Annotated in this window: 16 protein-coding genes; 3 read left to right on the forward strand and 13 right to left on the reverse strand. The window is 68.3% G+C overall.

Features of this window, described 5'->3' with window-relative positions; genetic code table 11:
• Window positions 1-8: 8 nt before the first annotated feature.
• The 10 genes from ACFYY8_RS30540 to ACFYY8_RS30585 form a co-directional block, all read right to left on the reverse strand.
• Window positions 9-770, reverse strand: a complete 762-nt coding sequence (locus tag ACFYY8_RS30540) for an amino acid ABC transporter ATP-binding protein (protein ID WP_390046851.1) — start codon at window positions 768-770, stop codon at window positions 9-11.
• Complete coding sequence (locus tag ACFYY8_RS30545) at window positions 767-1,594, reverse strand: amino acid ABC transporter permease (RefSeq protein ID WP_390046853.1); 828 nt, start codon at window positions 1,592-1,594, stop codon at window positions 767-769. The genes ACFYY8_RS30540 and ACFYY8_RS30545 overlap by 4 nt, the downstream gene beginning before the upstream one ends.
• Window positions 1,595-1,720: 126 nt before the next feature.
• Window positions 1,721-1,954: a helix-turn-helix domain-containing protein gene (locus tag ACFYY8_RS30550; RefSeq protein WP_390046855.1), complete on the reverse strand. Its 234-nt coding sequence runs from the start codon at window positions 1,952-1,954 to the stop codon at window positions 1,721-1,723.
• The gene (locus ACFYY8_RS30555) at window positions 1,954-2,547 is read right to left on the reverse strand and encodes a DUF2975 domain-containing protein (protein WP_390046857.1); all 594 of its coding nucleotides are present in this window, start codon (window positions 2,545-2,547) and stop codon (window positions 1,954-1,956) included. The genes ACFYY8_RS30550 and ACFYY8_RS30555 overlap by 1 nt, the downstream gene beginning before the upstream one ends.
• A gap of 156 nt (window positions 2,548-2,703) precedes the next feature.
• Window positions 2,704-5,946, reverse strand: a complete 3,243-nt coding sequence (locus ACFYY8_RS30560) for an ATP-binding protein (RefSeq protein WP_390046859.1) — start codon at window positions 5,944-5,946, stop codon at window positions 2,704-2,706.
• Window positions 5,943-6,608 carry a hypothetical protein gene (locus tag ACFYY8_RS30565; RefSeq protein WP_390046861.1) on the reverse strand — a complete coding sequence of 222 codons (666 nt, stop codon included), beginning with the start codon at window positions 6,606-6,608 and terminating at the stop codon, window positions 5,943-5,945. The genes ACFYY8_RS30560 and ACFYY8_RS30565 overlap by 4 nt, the downstream gene beginning before the upstream one ends.
• Before the next feature lie 4 nt (window positions 6,609-6,612).
• On the reverse strand, window positions 6,613-7,824 hold the full coding sequence (locus tag ACFYY8_RS30570) for an endonuclease domain-containing protein (RefSeq protein WP_390046862.1): 1,212 nt from the start codon (window positions 7,822-7,824) through the stop codon (window positions 6,613-6,615).
• Window positions 7,825-8,096: 272 nt separating this feature from the next.
• Complete coding sequence (locus tag ACFYY8_RS30575; RefSeq protein ID WP_390046865.1) at window positions 8,097-9,407, reverse strand: M20/M25/M40 family metallo-hydrolase; 1,311 nt, start codon at window positions 9,405-9,407, stop codon at window positions 8,097-8,099.
• Entirely contained in the window at window positions 9,404-10,132 is a 729-nt protein-coding gene (locus ACFYY8_RS30580) for a GNAT family N-acetyltransferase (RefSeq protein WP_390046868.1), read from the reverse strand. Before ACFYY8_RS30580 ends, ACFYY8_RS30575 begins: the two co-directional genes overlap by 4 nt.
• A gap of 131 nt (window positions 10,133-10,263) precedes the next feature.
• Window positions 10,264-10,989: a helix-turn-helix domain-containing protein gene (locus tag ACFYY8_RS30585; RefSeq protein WP_390046870.1), complete on the reverse strand. Its 726-nt coding sequence runs from the start codon at window positions 10,987-10,989 to the stop codon at window positions 10,264-10,266.
• Between the two features lie 199 nt (window positions 10,990-11,188).
• Between ACFYY8_RS30585 and ACFYY8_RS30590 the strand changes: the two genes are divergently transcribed.
• Entirely contained in the window at window positions 11,189-12,388 is a 1,200-nt protein-coding gene (locus tag ACFYY8_RS30590) for a cytochrome P450 (protein WP_390046872.1), read from the forward strand.
• On the opposite strand, the gene ACFYY8_RS30595 is transcribed toward ACFYY8_RS30590, so the two are convergent.
• The 3 genes from ACFYY8_RS30595 to ACFYY8_RS30605 form a co-directional block, all read right to left on the reverse strand.
• Window positions 12,389-13,033: a hypothetical protein gene (locus tag ACFYY8_RS30595; RefSeq protein WP_390046874.1), complete on the reverse strand. Its 645-nt coding sequence runs from the start codon at window positions 13,031-13,033 to the stop codon at window positions 12,389-12,391.
• An 89-nt stretch (window positions 13,034-13,122) separates the two neighbouring features.
• Window positions 13,123-13,428 carry a hypothetical protein gene (locus ACFYY8_RS30600; protein WP_390046876.1) on the reverse strand — a complete coding sequence of 102 codons (306 nt, stop codon included), beginning with the start codon at window positions 13,426-13,428 and terminating at the stop codon, window positions 13,123-13,125.
• A gap of 114 nt (window positions 13,429-13,542) precedes the next feature.
• Window positions 13,543-13,998, reverse strand: coding sequence for a hypothetical protein (locus ACFYY8_RS30605; RefSeq protein WP_390046878.1), 456 nt, complete (start codon window positions 13,996-13,998; stop codon window positions 13,543-13,545).
• A 253-nt stretch (window positions 13,999-14,251) separates the two neighbouring features.
• Here ACFYY8_RS30605 and ACFYY8_RS30610 point away from each other — a divergent pair, with 253 nt between their 5' ends.
• Window positions 14,252-15,217 carry a LysR family transcriptional regulator gene (locus tag ACFYY8_RS30610; protein ID WP_390046880.1) on the forward strand — a complete coding sequence of 322 codons (966 nt, stop codon included), beginning with the start codon at window positions 14,252-14,254 and terminating at the stop codon, window positions 15,215-15,217.
• 158 nt (window positions 15,218-15,375) lie between these two features.
• The gene (locus ACFYY8_RS30615; protein WP_390046882.1) at window positions 15,376-16,272 is read left to right on the forward strand and encodes a CPBP family intramembrane glutamic endopeptidase; all 897 of its coding nucleotides are present in this window, start codon (window positions 15,376-15,378) and stop codon (window positions 16,270-16,272) included.
• Window positions 16,273-16,590 lie beyond the last annotated feature (318 nt).

Raw genomic sequence — 16,590 nt, forward strand, 5'->3', positions numbered from 1 at the left:
TCGGGGCCCTACAGGACGCGGGCCAGGAACGACGCCGTCCGCTCCGACGTGGGCGAACGCAGTACCTGCTGTGCCGGGCCCTGCTCCTCGACGACACCGCCGTGGAGGAACACCACGGTGTCCCCCACCTCCTGCGCGAACCCCACCTCGTGGGTGACGACGAGCATGGTCATGCCCTGACCGGCCAGGTCGCGCATGACGCCGAGGACCTCGCCGACCAGTTCGGGGTCGAGCGCGCTCGTCGGCTCGTCGAACAGCAGCACCGACGGGTCCATGGCCAGCGCGCGGGCGATCGCCACCCGCTGCTGCTGGCCGCCGGACAGCTGTGCCGGGCGCTTGTCCGCGTGCGCCGCCAGCCCGACCCGCCCCAGCAGGTCCCGTGCCCGCCTCTCGACCTCGGGCCGGTCCCGCCGCAGGACTTTCACCGGCCCGAGCATGACGTTCTCCAGCGCCGTGAGGTGCGCGAACAGGTTGAACTGCTGGAAGACCATGCCCATCTTGCGGCGCGTCATGGCCAGCCGCTTCGGCGACGACTCGACCAGCCTGCCGTCCTTCGGCTCGTAGCCGACCACTTCCCCGTCCACGGCGACCAGTCCGGCGTCCACGGTCTCCAGGTGGGCGATGCAGCGCAGCAACGTGCTCTTGCCGCCGCCCGACGGGCCGAGGAAGCAGACCACCTCGCCAGGCGCCACATCCAGGTCGATGCCCCGCAGCACCGGGGTCGCGCCGTACGACTTGCGCAGACCCCTGACACTCACCGCGCCCTTCACCGCAGCCCCCGCTCAAGGTAGTGCTGGCCGATCGAGGCCAGGCTGACCAGCGCCAGATACCACAGGGAGGCGACCAGAAGCAGGGCGATGACCTGGTAGTTCTGGCCGTAGATCTGCTGGGCGCGGGTCAGCAGGTCGCCACCGCCGATGACCGAGACCATCGAGGTGCCCTTCAGGATGAGGATGAACTGGTTGCCGAGCGCGGGCAGGATCACCCGTACGGCCTGCGGCACCACGATCCGCCGCGACGCCTGCGCCGGGGTCATGCCGATCATGAGCGCCGCGTCCACCTGGCCACGCGGAACGGCCAGGAACCCGCCTCGGATGATCTCCGCCATGTACGCGGCCTCGTGCAGCGCCAGGCCGAACAGCGCCGCGACGAACGGGGTGATCAGCGTGTTGGCCTCGCCGTACCAGCCGAGTGAGGTGCCGGGAATCCCGATGCCGATCCTGGGGAACAGCAGCGCGAGGTTGAACCAGAAGACCAGCTGGACCAGCAGCGGTGTCCCACGGAAGAACCAGACGTACGCCGTGTAGGCCGCGCTGAGCACCGGGTTGTCAGACTGCCTCATCAGGGCCAGCAGCATCCCGAGGACCAGGCCGAACAGCAGGGTCGAGACGGTGAGCAGCAGCGTCACCCCGACCCCGCTGAGGATCGGTTCCGCGAACAGATAGGATCCGATCACCGCCCAGTCAAGGTTCGGGCTGGTGACGACCGTCCAGCAAAGCCAGGCGGTCAGCGCGAGCAGTACCGCGCCGAGCCCCCAGCGTGACCCCAGGCGCCGCCGCCGTGCGACGGGCATCTTCGAGAGTTCGTCGAGCACGCGACGACCGTAGAACCGCCCCCGACGCCAAAGCTTGACGCTGACTGCACTCTTGTGGGATCTCCCGATACAGATGCCATGTTCAGCTTGATCATCCCGGCTTGCGGCCTCGCGGGCACCTGCCTGTCAGTCCTCCCGGCGACAGGAGAGCAGGTCTCCGGGCTGGCACTCCAAGGCCTCGCAGATCTTGGTCAGCGTGCTGAACCTGATCGCCCTGGCGCGTCCGTTCTTGAGGATGGACAGGTTCACGATGGTCACGCCGACGCGTTCCGACAGCTCCGTGAGGGTCATCCCCCGTTCCGCGAGAAGGCGATCGAGGTGTACGGCTATGCCGTGCTCTTCCATATCGGCGGGCGACATCAGACCAGGCCTTCGAGGTCCTCACGCATCCGAGCGGCGTTCCTCATGACACGGGTGAGGGTGATGAGACCCAGCCCGGTGAGAACGACCGCCGGTGAGATGTCAGGCAGCCGGAACGTGTAGGAGTAGCCGACGCTGAGCGTGCCGAGCAGCTGAGCGTTGGCGAGATCCTGAACAGCGGGAGCCAGGACGGCACCGACCAGCAGCCACCACCCCAGGGAACGAAGCCCTCGCGCCACATCGAGTGTGTAGACGCCCCGCCTGTCCGCGACGCGGACCATACGCCACACCATGACGAGCGCGCCGACGGCGAGCACGAAGCCGGGGAACGTGGTGAGCGCCTGCCAGATCATCTGCGCCCCGCTGGGTTCGCCCGTGCAGAACCGCGTTCCCGTCGCCATCGTCGACACACCCGAAGTGGCACGGTCGACGAGAACCTCTCCCGCCTGCAGGCCCGGATCGACGGCGCACGCGGTCTCGCCGTCCAGCCCGAAGAGACTGCCTCTCCCGGAGGCGAGAAGCCCCAAGCCCACCACCGTGACGACGACGAACCACAACAGCCCAAGCGGCGCCGCGCTGGCCAAAGGCTCCAACGAAGGTTTCCTCTCGGACATCTCACCCCCATTTATCGTTTTTCGATAACCAGGACGATAATTTATCGAAAAACGATAAGTCAATCGGCCACCCCGAGGCCACCTCGTGTGGACCGCGCGAGGTGGCGTTCCTCCTCGCGCGGTCGCCCAGGGCGTTCAGGACCGGGTGGGGTTGGCCCTGGTTATCACCTCTTCGGCGGTCAGGGGGGCCTTGGGGTGGTGGGACAGGCAGAGGGGGACCAGGGTTTTGGCGAAGGCGGTTCCCTCGGCCGCCAGGTAGAACTGGCCCGTCGTCAGCCGGGAGACGTCGGTGACCGCGCCGCCCTTCGACCTGGCCATCTCCTTGGCCGCCTCGATCTGGGCCGGGGAGTTCAGCAGGCCGTAGAACTGGGTCGCGGCGTTGCCCGGGATCCAGTTGTGCAGCCCCTTGGGCGCCTGGGTGGCGAACACCAGGCCGAGGCCGTACTTGCGGGCCTGGGTGGCCAGCGCCAGTGTGCTCCGCGTGCAGGCGGTCGTCCCGCCCGAAGGCGCGAAGGTCTGCGCCTCGTCCATCACGAACAGGCCGCCGAGCGGACGGTCACCGGCCGGGTTCCTCCTGATCCAGGCGAACAGCGCCATCTGCAGCTGGTTCACGAAGCTCTGCCGCTGTTCGTCCGACGGCAGGCCGACGAAGCTGATCACCGAGATCCGTGCCCGCTTCCCCGGGGGCGGGGTGAGCAGCACGCCGGGATCGACCGGTGTCCCCTCCCCGGCGAACAACGGGTCGTTGACCATGGCCGCCATCAACGTCTGCGCCAGCTCGGCCGCGATCTTCCCGGCGTTGGCGAGGTCGCTCACGCCGTACGGCAGCTCCGCGAGCAGGTCGACGAAGCCCGACATGCCCACTCCGCCCCCGCGCCCGTAGTGCACGAGGGCCTCCCTGAGCACGGCCAGCCCGACCTCGGTCTTCGCCGTCTTGGTGGTGAGCTTGGCGCGCGGCGCGAGCGAGGCCACGGCGGCGTCCACGGCGACACCGAACTCGTCCGGGTCGGCCGCGACGCTCGCGAAGTCCGGCAGCGGCTGGAAGCTCAACGGCCGTCCCGCCTTCCGCCGTGGCGTCCAGACGACGACGTCGGTGGCCGCGAGGTACTCGGCCGCCTTCTCCGCGTCACCCGGCCCCCAGCCCTGCGGCGGTTCCGGCCAGCCGTCGCCGAGCCGCGCGAGGTCGTTGTTGGGGTCGAGCACGATCGCGGAGACCCCCCGGAGCGCGCACTCCTCCACCAGCCTGCGGATGAGGACGGTCTTCCCCGACCCCGACCCGGCGAAGATCACGGTGTGCTTCCTGAGCGCCTCAAGCTCGACCGAGACGGGCCGGCCACCGATGACGGTGTTGCCCAATGGCACGTACGGCGGCTGCCCCGTGTTCTGTGGGGCCACGGACCTGGCGGGCTCGGGGGTCACGGGCTTGACGGGCTCGGGGGTCACGGCGCCGGTGGGTGTGGGGGTGGGGATCGGTGCGGGCTCCGGCTCGGCCTTGGGGAACGACTCCGCGACGCCGTTCGAACGCTCGGTTCCGGTTTCGGGGAGCGTGCCGACCGAACGCTCGGACTCCCCCTCGGGGAGGGTGTCCCCCAGGGCCTCGCGGAGCAGTTTCACGTCCCGTGCCGGGCGCCGTACGGCCAGCCAGGCCCGCAGGTTCGGCGGGTTGTCCGCGTACAGCTGCCGCAGCGCGGCCAGAACCCTGAGGTCCTCCTCGTCGACCGTGAGCACCCGGCCGCCCGCCTTCTCGAACTCGGCGACGGCGGCGATCGTCTTAGGGCCCTGCGTCCAAGCCACGTTGCGCAGCACGAACAGCCGCCTGCGGGAGACCTCGGCGTTCAGCCCGGCCGTGACGGAGGCGGCGCGCAGGCGGCTGAGGGCGGCGATGTGGTGCGTGGCGGCGATGGCCCGGAACGCCCAGTGCTCCTCGTCCTCGGTCTCCTCGTCCAGGGTGCGCCGCAGCCTCGCGTGGAGCGGCGGCTTGCTGCTGGGCGGCGGGTCCACACTGAACTGGGCCCCGGCCTCGCCGAGCCCGTCGATCCAGGCCGAAAGCCCGGCCGCGAGCAGGGCGGGCATGACGGCGTCCTCGACGGTGGCGTTCAGGGCGTCGTCCGTGGGCGTCAGCTTCTTGAGATCGGCGAACCGGGCATCAAGCTGCTCGAAGACGGAGGACTGGATGATCGGGTTGGTCCGGTCGGTGGTCTGGTTGAGGTGTTCCAGCTCTCGTACATGCTGATCGGTCAGGCAAGCGCTGATATGGCTGTCGATCCTGATCAGGAGCTGTCGCGGGGTGTACTCGCTGGCCTCCTTGAACGCGCTCGGCAGCACGGGCCAGGTGGGGTAGGGCGGTTCGAACCTGATCTCGGCGAACCGGGCGGCGAAACGCTTCTCCACCAGTTCCCGCGCGGAATCGGCATCGGGAAGCGGCTTGAGGTTGGGCATCGGCTTGAACCGGTCACGCGCGCTGGCGGTCGCGAACTCCTCGACGAGAGTCCAGGTCTGCTGAAAGCAGGAGACAAGCGTCAAGGTCCTGCGGGTGGACTCACGCAGTGCCATCAGCCCACCGGCGACCTGGTCAATCACGATCAGGTCGCGCCAATCGTGCGCCGCCGTACTGTCACCGGAGACAGGGGAGTGCGCAACGAGAATGTCGATCTGGTCAACGGCGATGACGGACGGTCCGGTCAGCGCGAGCAGCCAGGAGATGTTCCTGACGATCTCCTGCGGCGTCTTTGGCGCCTGCCGAATCCCCCAGACTGTGCGCTCGCCCACTTCTTCCTCGGCCAACGCTCCCAGGAAACCGTCACCGATGTCCTGGACGGCGTAGTCGGGGCTGGCACTCAGTACGAGCGCACGCAGGGTGTCCTTCGTGTCCTTACCAATAGCGGGGTTGAGCCCACGCACCCCCTCCACGAAGGCGTCGAGGCTCTCACGGGTCACCGCGCGGTTCCCGATCACCTCACGGTGCACGCCACGGGGCATGTCGGCGAGTTCGGACAGCCTCCGTAACAGGATCTTGAGCTGGCTCTCTCCGCCTTGCCCCTCTCGTGAAAGACCTTCGAGCATGAAGAACAGCGTGCTCTCCCAGAAGGTCCGCGCGTCCAGCAGACCGACAAGGAAGAAGTAACCCCCTTCCTGCTGGATGCGCTCCCTGACCCAGCCGAGCAGGTGGGTCTTGCCTGACCCCCGCTGCCCACGCAGTACCAGGCCGATCGGGCTGGTCGCGCCACCGCTCACCACATCGGCGACCCCACCCAGGATGTCGCGTTCCACAACCCGGTTGAGTCCCTCGACATGGAACGTCGAGGAACTCCACACGTCATCGGGCCCCTCAACCCAGTTGAATCTGAGCGCCTGGAGCGCTTCGAGTTCCCTGCTCATCGCGCTCCGATCGAAATCAGGTGCCTGTCCTGAGCACCGATGACCACCGCTGCCGCCCTGGCTTCAGGAGTAAGGGTCTTCTGATTGTGGTCGGAGTCGATGTTCACCCCCGATATGTGGATCATCGCCTTGAGTGCGTTGTCCACTTCCTCCCTCGTGGCATCGCCAAGCAGGGGGCGAAGCCGAGCCAGACTGACCGCTGCGCCGGGTTTGTCGGCCAGCTTGGCGTAGGCGGCACGGATACGCGTGGTGATGTCCCCACTCTCGATCTCCACCGGCTCAGTGGTTTCGACCTCGGGAACCGTTGGAGTCTCCTCCGAGAGGGGGAGTTCGTTGAGCTGCAGCCCGGTTCGTGCCAGAAGCCTGCGGGTCAGGGACACTAAAGCAAGGTTCATCGCCCCAGCCACACCCCGAGGCATGGGGATGCCGTTCTCGAACTCCTTGGCAACCCTGGCCCAGCCATCTTCATCCAGAAGATGGCTGAACGAACGGCCCTGCTTCCGGCTTTCGACGAGCTTGAGGTCGTTCAACTTCCGACGCGTATCTCCGGTAAGCGTCACCCCATATCGTTCTTCCAGGTAAGGGTTGGTGACCTCCTTCCCCTCCACCATCAAAATCACCAAAAAAGACACTTCAGAGAACGAAAGCCCTGAATCAGACATATCTCTATCCTTCGTGCGTGGCGCGGTGGGTGTGGAGAAAGCGCTTCAGTTCTCGGAGTACGGCCGGCATATCGGTCAAGACGCGCTCATTGGTGAAACGGATGACCGCGTAACCGTCCTCAATGAGGCGTTCGTCGCGCAGACGGTCCTCGGCGAGCTTCCTCGGGCTGCGATGGTCAGGGCCGTCGAGTTCGACGACGCAGCGTTCGGTCTGCCAGATCAGATCGACCTTGATGGGGTTGACCAGCGGATGTGGCTGGTAGGTCTGGTTCCAGGCGCGCCCCGCCGCCCAGGTGTGCGCGCTGAGCGCCCGCTCCAAAATCGCCTCGACGGAACTCCCCGGATGCGGACGCCCCGCCACGGCCGAAGACCCCGCCACCGAGGGCTCCGCAGCCGAAGAGGCCGGAGGACCGCCCATCGATGAAGCCCCAGGAGACGAGGGGCCGCGCGTGGTAGAAGCCGAAGGGCCCGCCGACAGAAAGGCCGTGGAACCGCTCACGGAGGAACCAGCCGGCGGAGAAGCCGAAGAACCGGCCGCCGGGGAAGTCCCCCGGGGTGAGGCGGTGCCGTACTCCTGGAGAGATGACAGGACCGGGACTCGGTCGACCGTGGTCAAGGGGGCGCCGGTGAGGCAGACGCCCAGGTGGCCGTGGTGGGTGAGCCATTCGGCCGCCCCTACCAGCGTCTCCTCCCTGGCGGGCGAGAGTCCCTCGGGGATCGTGGCCACGATCACGGTGTGCGGGCGGCCGAAGCTCGCGGCGAACGCCATGGCCAGGCCCTCGGCCCGTGTCTCCGGCGGGACGGGCCGGTGGGGAAGGCGCAGGCTCCCGCCCGCGAGGGAGCGCGCGGCGAGGTCGGCCAGGAAGGCGGCGAGGTCGCGACGGCCCCGGACCGTCCGCCTGGCCAGTTCGCGTACGGCGGGCAGCGCGAGCCCGCCCGGCCCGGTGATGTCCGAGGCTTCGGGGAGCCAGGCGGGGTAGAGACCGGTGACGGCCTTCTCCAGCGCGTCGAGCACCTCGGCGACCGTCTCCCGTACGGCCCGGCCGCCGCCCATGGTGTGGGGAAACATCGCGGACGCCGTGGCAGTCGCGAAATCAGCCTGGCGAACCCTGACCGAGGACGACGGGGTCGAGGTGACCTTCGTGGCGGCCGTGAGATCGGCCCGGCGAATCCAGACGACCCGGCGCGCCGGTGGCTCGTTCCACGATCGCACCATGTCGTTCCCTCCGGGCCACGGAGTTTCAGCCCGGTGGAGGCCGGGTCTTTTCCGGATCTCCCGCCCGTCGTGGTCGTTCTCCGAGAAAACGGTAGACGCCCCGGAGAAACGGCTCCGTCGCGACCTGGTGGTACATCAATCCGCACGAGCGAAGGATCCAGGGAAAAGACCATAGGGGAATGCCTAGACCTGTGTATAGATTTCCCGGGAAATGCCCTTAAGGCGCTAGTTGGAACCGTACCGGACCCGGGGCGACGGGTCCGGTACGGCGTTCAGCACGCGCGCAGGAAACGGTCGAGAACCCGGGTGCCGAACTCCAGGGCATCGACCGGCACCCGTTCGTCCACCCCGTGGAACAGCGCGGTGAAGTCGAGATCGGGCGGCAGCTTCAGCGGTGAGAAACCGAAGTGCCGCACGCCGAGTTGCTGGAACGACTTGGCGTCGGTGCCCGCCGACAGCATGTAGGGCAGGAGGCGGGCACCCGGATCCTCCGCCGTGACGGCCGTCGCCATCGCCTCGACGAGCGCCCCGTCGAAGGTGGTCCGCACCGGGGGCAGACTGTCCCACTCGCGGATGATGTCCGGGCCGAGGACCTCGGCGAGTTCGGCCTCGAAGGCCTTCTCCCGGCCGGGGAGCATCCGGCCGTCCACGGTCGCCCTGGCCACCGAGGGGACGACGTTGGCCTTGTATCCGGCCTCGAACATCGTGACGTTCGCGGTGTCCCTGAGGGTCGCGCCGATCATCCTGGACAGGTTCCCGAGGCGGGCGACGGCGGCCTCGGGGTCGTCGGGGTCGAAGGGGATGCCGGTCACCTCGGCGACGCCGGTGAGCAGCTCACGCACCGGATCGGTGAGCACGAGCGGGAAGCGGTGCTGTTCGAGGCGGGTGATCGCGGCGGCCAGCTTCGCCACCGCGTTGTCCCTGTGCAGCATCGACCCGTGCCCCGCCGTACCCCTGGCCGTCAGCCGCAGCCACATGATGCCCTTCTCCGCCGTCTCGACGAGGTAGGCGCGCACGCCGTCGGCGAGGGTGACCGAGAAGCCGCCGACCTCACTGATCGCCTCGGTCGCGCCCTCGAACAGTTCGGGGCGGTTGTCGACCAGCCAGCGTGCGCCGTAGAAGCCGCCGGCCTCCTCGTCCGCGAGGAAGGCGAAGATCAGATCCCGGGGTGGGACGACGCCGTCGCGCTTGAAGGAGCGCGCGACGGCCAGTGTCATGGCCACCATGTCCTTCATGTCGACCGCGCCGCGTCCCCACACGTAGCCGTCGCGCACCTCTCCGGAGAACGGGTGCACCGACCATTCGGCCGGGTCGGCGGGCACGACGTCGAGGTGGCCGTGGATCAGCAGCGCGCCCCGCGCCGGGTCGGCCCCCGGCAGCCTGGCGATGACGTTCCCCCTGCCCGGGGCGCCGGACTCGACGTAGGTGGTCTCGTAGCCGACCTCGGACAGTTTGGCGGCGACGTACTCGGCCGCCGCCCGCTCGGTGCCCGGCGCCGTGGGGTCGCCGGTGTTGGTGGTGTCGATCGCGATGAGTTCGCTGGCCAGGGTCACGACCTCGGCGACGGCCGTCTCGACGCTCATGCGACGGGGACGTGGTCGGGGACGCGCACGGCGAGGAACGTCGTCGTACGGCGGAGCCTGAACCCGAGCGACTCGTAGAGGCGGATCGCGTTCGTGTTGCTCGCCGCGGCGTGCATGAACGGCGTCTCGCCCCGGCCACGGATGCCGTGGGCCACGGCGAGCACGAGCCGGGTCGCCAGTCCCTGCCCCCGGAAGGCCTCGTCGGTGCAGACGGCGCTGATCTCCGTCCAGCCCGGTGGATGCAGCCGTTCGCCCGCCATCGCGACCAGCGCGCCGTTCCTGCGGACGCCGAGGTAGGTTCCCATCTCGATGGTGCGGGGCAGGAACGGCCCCGGCTTGGTCCGTTCGACGAGTTCGATCATCTCCGGCACATCCTTCCTCTCCAGGCGGACCGCTTCCTCGTACGGCGCGGCGCGCACCCCGTCGTCGACCAGCTGGACACCGGCCAGCCGCATCACGACCTCCCACCCGTCGGGTGGTGGGGTTCGTACCCCGTTGAGGGGGACCACCTCACCGGGGCCGACCAGCGTGGCGATGTCCTCCCAGTCGGTGGCGTCGGGCTCCTCGGGGAGCGCGGTGAACGTGGCGACGTCGGCCGGGTAGCGCAGCACGTTGCCGCGCCGTTCGGCGAAATGGGCGTGCGGTCCGTTCAGGGACGACCTGGCGGGGGCGTCCAGGGGATGCGGCTCACCGGCCGCGTCCCACCCTGAAGGCGCGTTCGACATCCGGCCCTCCATAACCCTTTATTCCTACTTGAATAGAAGGATTAATTGTCTCCCGTCCGGCGTTATTCCCCTACTCCCGAGGCCGGCGGAACCGCTCCGGGCCGGCGGAACCACTCCCGGGGTCGGCCGAACTACCCCCGAGGCCAGCGGAACACGACCGGCCGCCGGGCCCGGGGTTCGCGCGAGGGGTTCTCCGGCCGGTCGGCGTACACGCGCCAGCGCTCGACCGACCTCAGGATGTCCAGGCCGATCCGCTCCAGGAGCGCCCCTCCCCTGACCAGCCGCCGCCCGACGGGCCCGTCGAGGCCGACCGCCTCCGCCGCCGCCGTCGCGGCCCGTCCCGCCTCAAGTGTCTGGCCCGCGCTGATCACGATCGAGTGGTACCAGCTGTCGTCGTCGACCACGTAGACGTCACGACGCCGCCGCGGATCGCGCTCGCGCCGGATGAACCCGTGGTGGAGCAGGTAGTTCACGGCCACGGAGACGGAGGCCGGGCTGATCTTCAGCCTGCGGGTCAGTTCGGCGGCGGTGCGCCTGCCCTCCTCGGACATCATCAGGTCGAGGTGTACGCGCGCCATCGTCCTCGGCAGCCCCGTCCTGACCGCCATCTCGATGATCTCCTCCTCTCTGGCGTCGCCCGGCGATCCGGTCGCGCGCGGGGGCGCCGGGGTGCCACGCCGCGCCCGCTGGACCGTCGCCAGGTGCGCCTCCTGGGGCCGGTAGTCGCCGGGGCCGCCGTTGCGGGCGATCTCCCGGCTGATCGTCGAGGTCGGCCGGTCGAGCCGACGGGCGATCTCCGCGTAGGGGAGGCCGTCGGTGAGTCCGGTGGCGATGCGCCTGCGTTCCTGCTGGGTCAACCGTCCTCCTGGCATGCCGTCAGTATTGCCTTCACCTCCATTCATTGCAACGCTCGATTGCATTCGACTCCAGCGTCATTGCACCAATTTATCGCGATTTACCTGGGCAAATGCATTTCGAATGATTGACAGTTACTCCTAATGCAACGTAGCTTTCAAGCCATATCGAACACGTACTATCGCGAGGTGAGGAATGGCAATGGAACACACCGTCACAGCACTGCCGACCGCGCGTCAGTCCGGCTGCCCGTTCGACCCGCCCAAGGAGCTGACCGAGGCCCAGGAGCAGAGTCCCATCAGCCGTCTGACCTTCGCCGACGGGCACCGGGGCTGGCTGGTCACCGGCTACGACCTGGTCAGATCGATCCTGGCCGACCCGCGCTTCAGCTCCCGCAGGGAACTCATGCGCCACCACCCGCTGATCGACTACGGCGACGTCGAGACCCCTCCGGCGGCGCCGGGCGAGTTCCTCCTCATGGACGAGCCCCTGCACGGCCGCTACCGCAAACCGCTCGTCGGCAAGTTCACCGTACGGCGGATGCGGCAACTCACCGAGCGCGTCGAACAGATCACCGCCGACCACCTGGACGCCATGGAGAAGGCCGGTCCCCCGACGGACCTGGTGACCGCGTTCGCCAAGCCCATCCCCGCCATCGTGATCTGTGAGCTCCTCGGCGTGCCGTACGAGGACCGGGGCTCCTTCCAGTCGCAGGTCGAGTCGCTCATCAGCGGACAGGTCAGCGACGACGAGATGTTCACCGCCTACACCTCGGTCCAGCACTATCTCGCCGAACTGGTGACCGCCAAGCGCGCCAATCCCACCGACGACGTGCTCAGCGACCTCCTCGACGGCGACTTCACCGACGAGGAGCTCCGGGGAATCGGCTTCCTCCTGCTGGCCGCCGGACTCGACACCACCGCCAACATGCTGGCCCTGGGCACCTTCGCGCTGCTGCGCAACCCCGCGCAGCTGGCCGCGCTGCGCGCCGACCCCGCCCTCACCGACCGGGCTGTCGAGGAACTCCTGCGCTACCTGTCCGTCGCCAAGCAGTTCTACCGGGTCGCCCTTGAGAACGTGGAGGTCGGCGGCCACACCATCACGGCCGGGACCATGGTCATCCTGGCCTACCACGCCGCCAACCGCGACCCCCGGCGCTTCGGCGACCCTCACCTGCTCGACCTGCGCCGCGACGACGGCGGCCACCTGGCCTTCGGTCACGGCGTCCACCAGTGCCTGGGTCAGCAGCTCGCCCGCGTCGAGATGCGCGTCGCCTTCCCCGCGCTCGTCAACCGCTTCCCCACGCTCCGCCTGGCCGTACCGGCCGAGGAGGTCGGCCTGCGCCCGGAGACCGCCGACATCCACGGGGTCACGAGCCTCCCGGTCACCTGGGACGTGTGATCACGACATGAACACGAAAGGCATGACCACCAGGAGCACGTACACGACGAAGACCACCGAGTACAGCAGGCCCGCGAGGGCGGGCCGCCGGTGCCACCACGGCAGTTCCAGACGCGGGTAGCGGCTGATCACCTCACGGAACGACAGGTCGTCACGGCTCACGACGGTGCCGCCGCGCTTCCAGACCCGGAGCAGCCCCTCGGGCCAGTCGCTCTGCCACAGCACCCGCGCGACGTCGTCGGCGTCCGTGCTGATGATGATCCAGGGCGTCGGTTTCGTGGCCATCGGATTCATGACATTGACGTAGTGCGCATTGGTGATCGTGGAGCGGGCGAGCTGCCACCCTTTCCCGTTCCATCCCACGTACCGCAGCGTTTCACCGTCAACGACCAGGCGCATCGTCCGCCCGCGCCGCAGCAGATAAACGACGCCCCAGGCGGCGGGCACGCCCAGCAGGATCACGAACGCGGGAAAGGCGAGCAGCCCGAGACCTCCGTTGACGGTCGTTCCGTTGATCATCCGTACCAGCAGGATCACCAGCAGAATGAGCAGCAGCGGGATCGACGCGGCCATGGCGACCAGCCATCCCGGCCGCTGAGGACGGAGGACCACCGCGCCGGGCCCGCCGGGGGAAAGATCACTCATAACGGAAATCATCCATCACCACAGAATCCACGTCCATCACTATGGAACATATATGAGCGCGGAGCACCCACCCCGACGACCACGTCGAATCAGGCGGAAACATAACGGCATATGAACGCGACCATATCCCGTCTCGACAACACCAATTCGCGGAAATCCACCACGGGTCCGTGAATCAAACGGATTTCAAAGCCCAGCACGGCGCCCGTGATGGCTCCGTGGATACCCATCCGGACCGCCGGGCCGGTGAACGGCCTGTTGTCGAAACAGGAGTTCAACAGCTCGTTGAGCATGTCACCCACGAATCCGCCGCGGGCTCCGCAGAACGGCCCGGCCGCCGGGGCGCCGACATTGAAGACCCCCAGGCACCGTGTCGGCACGGCCGGGCGGGTCATCGATCGGTTGCCGCTCCCGCCGGAGCCGGCAGTACATTCCGTACCGGGCCCGGCCGTGGGCGCGACCGGCTGAGAACGCCTGCTCGCGCCCGACGTCGTACTCCGGGCGAACGGTCAGCAGTCGACGGTCACCTCACGGTCCACCCACATCTGGTCGACGCCCTTGTTCCCGAACACGGAGGCGAAGATGGTGCCCTGGTAGGTGCCGTCGACGCATGGCACGGTGCTGCTCGCGGAGTAGAACTTCCCGGGGCCGACTCCCTCACCGACCGCTTCGTCGTAGGGCGCGTCGTTCTGCGGGCTGAGCCAGACGAGCAGCCAGTCAACGGTGGCCGGAGCGGATTCCGAGCATCGCGCGCCACCGTCGAAGCGCACCTTGCCGTCCACCACGTGGGGATCTTCGAAGAACACCTCGCACCCGGGGTAGACCTCCGACACCTGAACCCCGCTCCCGGCTTGGGCGAGCCCGGAGGATGACGGGGCGGCGTTCGCCGTCCCACTGGGAGTGACGCTCACCAGGGCGGTGATGATCGCCCCGGCCACCATGGTGAATGCGCGGAGTCGGTTCATGAGGTTCTCCAATCGGGGGGCATTGTGGAACAGCTCTGACGGCCAAGAGGAGAAATCCGAAACCTCCGCTCGGCGATTCTGTCCGGGCACGGATTGATCACGATCTCGATCGGGTGACACGAAGCGCATCGGTCTGGTTGGTCTACATGTCAGCCCAGGATCGAGAGAGGATCAACCACCGATCGGCGTATGTCTGACAGGCCGCGCCTGTCGACCCTGTCCACGCCTGTCAACGCGCTGAAATCATGAAGGTGTGGAGCTCCGCCAGCTTGAATACGCCATCGCGGTCGCCGAGGAACTGCACTTCGGAAAGGCCGCCGCCCGGATGCACGTCACCCAGCAGTCGGTCAGCGAGCAGATTCGCCGGCTGGAAAAGGAGATCGGCGCCCCGCTGTTCGTCCGCACCAGCCGCCGGGTCACCGTGACCGCGGTGGGTGAGGCGTTCCTGCCCGAGGCCCGCCGGACGGTGGCCGCCGCCCGCCACGCGCTCGACGCCGGACGCCGCGCCGCCGTCGGCCCGGTCGGCGAACTTCGCATCGGTCACGCCGCGGACCTCGGCCTGCGCCTGTTCCAGCTCGTCATTCCCGCGCTACGCGCGCGTCTGCCCGAGGTACGGCTGACGCCGGGTCCGATGACCACCGCCGACCAGCTCCCCGCCCTGGAGGACCGCCGCCTGGACATCGGCTTCTGCTGGAACGCCGAGACCCGGCCGGGACTGGACTCGCTGCTGGTCGTCCGCGAACCGTTCGTCCTCGCCCTGGCCGCCGCCCATCCCCTCGCCGCCGAGACCGCCATCGACCCCGTGCGGCTCTCCCACCAGCCGATCATCGTGCACGAGCGGAACCTCAGCCCCTGGCTGTACGACCACATCGTCGGCCACCTGCGCGACCACGGCACCGTGGTGACGATCCACCGGGAGATCTCCAGCCTGGACCGGCTGCTGCCGCTGGTCCTCGCCGACACGGCGATCGGGATCACGGTCGCGGCCTCCGCCGCGGCCCGGCCGTTCACCGGCGTGGTGTATCGGCCCTTCACCGAGCCGGTCCCCCTCGCCGACCAGCGCATCGTATGGCGGCGGGGCACCACCGATCCCGCCGTCCTGGCCTTCGTCCAGATCGTCCGCGAACTCCGGGAGGCCGGGGCGTTCGTCCCCGGCTACCCGGACCTGCGGAGCGGACCGCCGGACGGGCTCGATCCCCTCAGCGAAACCCCAGGATGAGCGACCTCTGCCGAGTACGGAGCATCCGCCGCTGTGGGCTCTCGGAACAGCGGTACCTCTGGCTATACCTCTCTTTGGGGCGTAGAGGGGAGTGATCAGAACGCCCGCGGCTGATGTGCTCATGAGTGTCCATCGCGCACTCTCAAGGAAAGCACTGAATGGCAGTCAACAGCCGATCGGTCGCCGGGCACGACATGCCTCCCAGGGGTTTCATCCGCCGCCGTCCATTGCTCGGTTTCTTCGTCCTGGCCAACGCGATGAGCTGGGCCGCCTGGACGCCCTATGTACTGTCGGCGAACGGGCTCGGGATCCTGAACTTCACCTTCCCTACGCTGCTCGGCACCACGCAGTTCCTGGGCGTGCTCCCTGGCGCGTACCTTGGCCCCATTTTCGCCGCCTACATCGTCACCAGAGTCACAGAAGGAAAGGAAGGAGTCCGCCGCTGGATCGGGCGGATGACCAAATGGCGCGTCGGTTGGATCTGGTACCTGGTCACCGCGCTCGGCGTCCCGACCACCATCATCGTCGCCGCGGCCGCCATGGACGGTGAGAAGCTCACCATGCCGTCCGTCGCCGCGCTGGTGGCCTATGTGCCTGGCCTGGTGCTCCAAATGGTCACCACCGGGCTCGCGGAGGAGCCGGGCTGGCGGGATTTCGCCCTGGCCCGCATGCAGCGCAGGTTCGGCCCGCTGGGCGCCACCGCGCTCCTCGGCCCAGTGTGGGGCGTCTGGCACCTGCCGCTGTTCTTGACCGAGTGGGGTGGCCAGCCGGACGTCACCTGGATGCGGGTCGGCGAGTTCATCGCCTTCTGCTGCGTGTTGAGCGTGGTCGTCACCTGGGTCTTCAACCGAACCGGGCAGAGCCTGCCGCTGGTCATGTTGCTGCACGTCAGCATCAACAACTTCATGTCGATCGTCTACGTGGACATGTTCCCGTCCGTCGCCACACCGGAGTCGGCGTCCCGGGTCACACTGCTGGCAGGCACCACGGCCGCGGTCCTGGTGCTCATCGCGACGCGCGGCCGGCTGGGTTACCAGCCTGTCGGGAAACCCTGAGGAAGCCCCGACCGCACGTGCCGGAAAACCCGGAAAATCCAGAAAAGTCGCCCACGCCTGGCTCAACAGAATCCCCGCCGACTCCTTCACCGCCTTCCACCCCTGAAACGGCTGGTACCGGAGAGGGCCGCGGCGCCCGGTGCGACGACCACCGAGCACCTGACACCGCGGCCCTCCTCCGGCTCCGGTGGCATCACCGGTTCGATGGGTCAGCGACGGGGCACCGGCCAGTCCGGCATGCCCGGCATGTTCGGCAGCAGAGCCGGCGGTGCGGGCCGGTCGGCCGCGCCGGGTGGCGCCACCGGTACGGCCGGGCAC

This window comes from Streptosporangium sp. NPDC001559 (assembly GCF_042893955.1).
In the GTDB taxonomy this organism is placed as follows: Bacteria; Actinomycetota; Actinomycetes; order Streptosporangiales; family Streptosporangiaceae; genus Streptosporangium.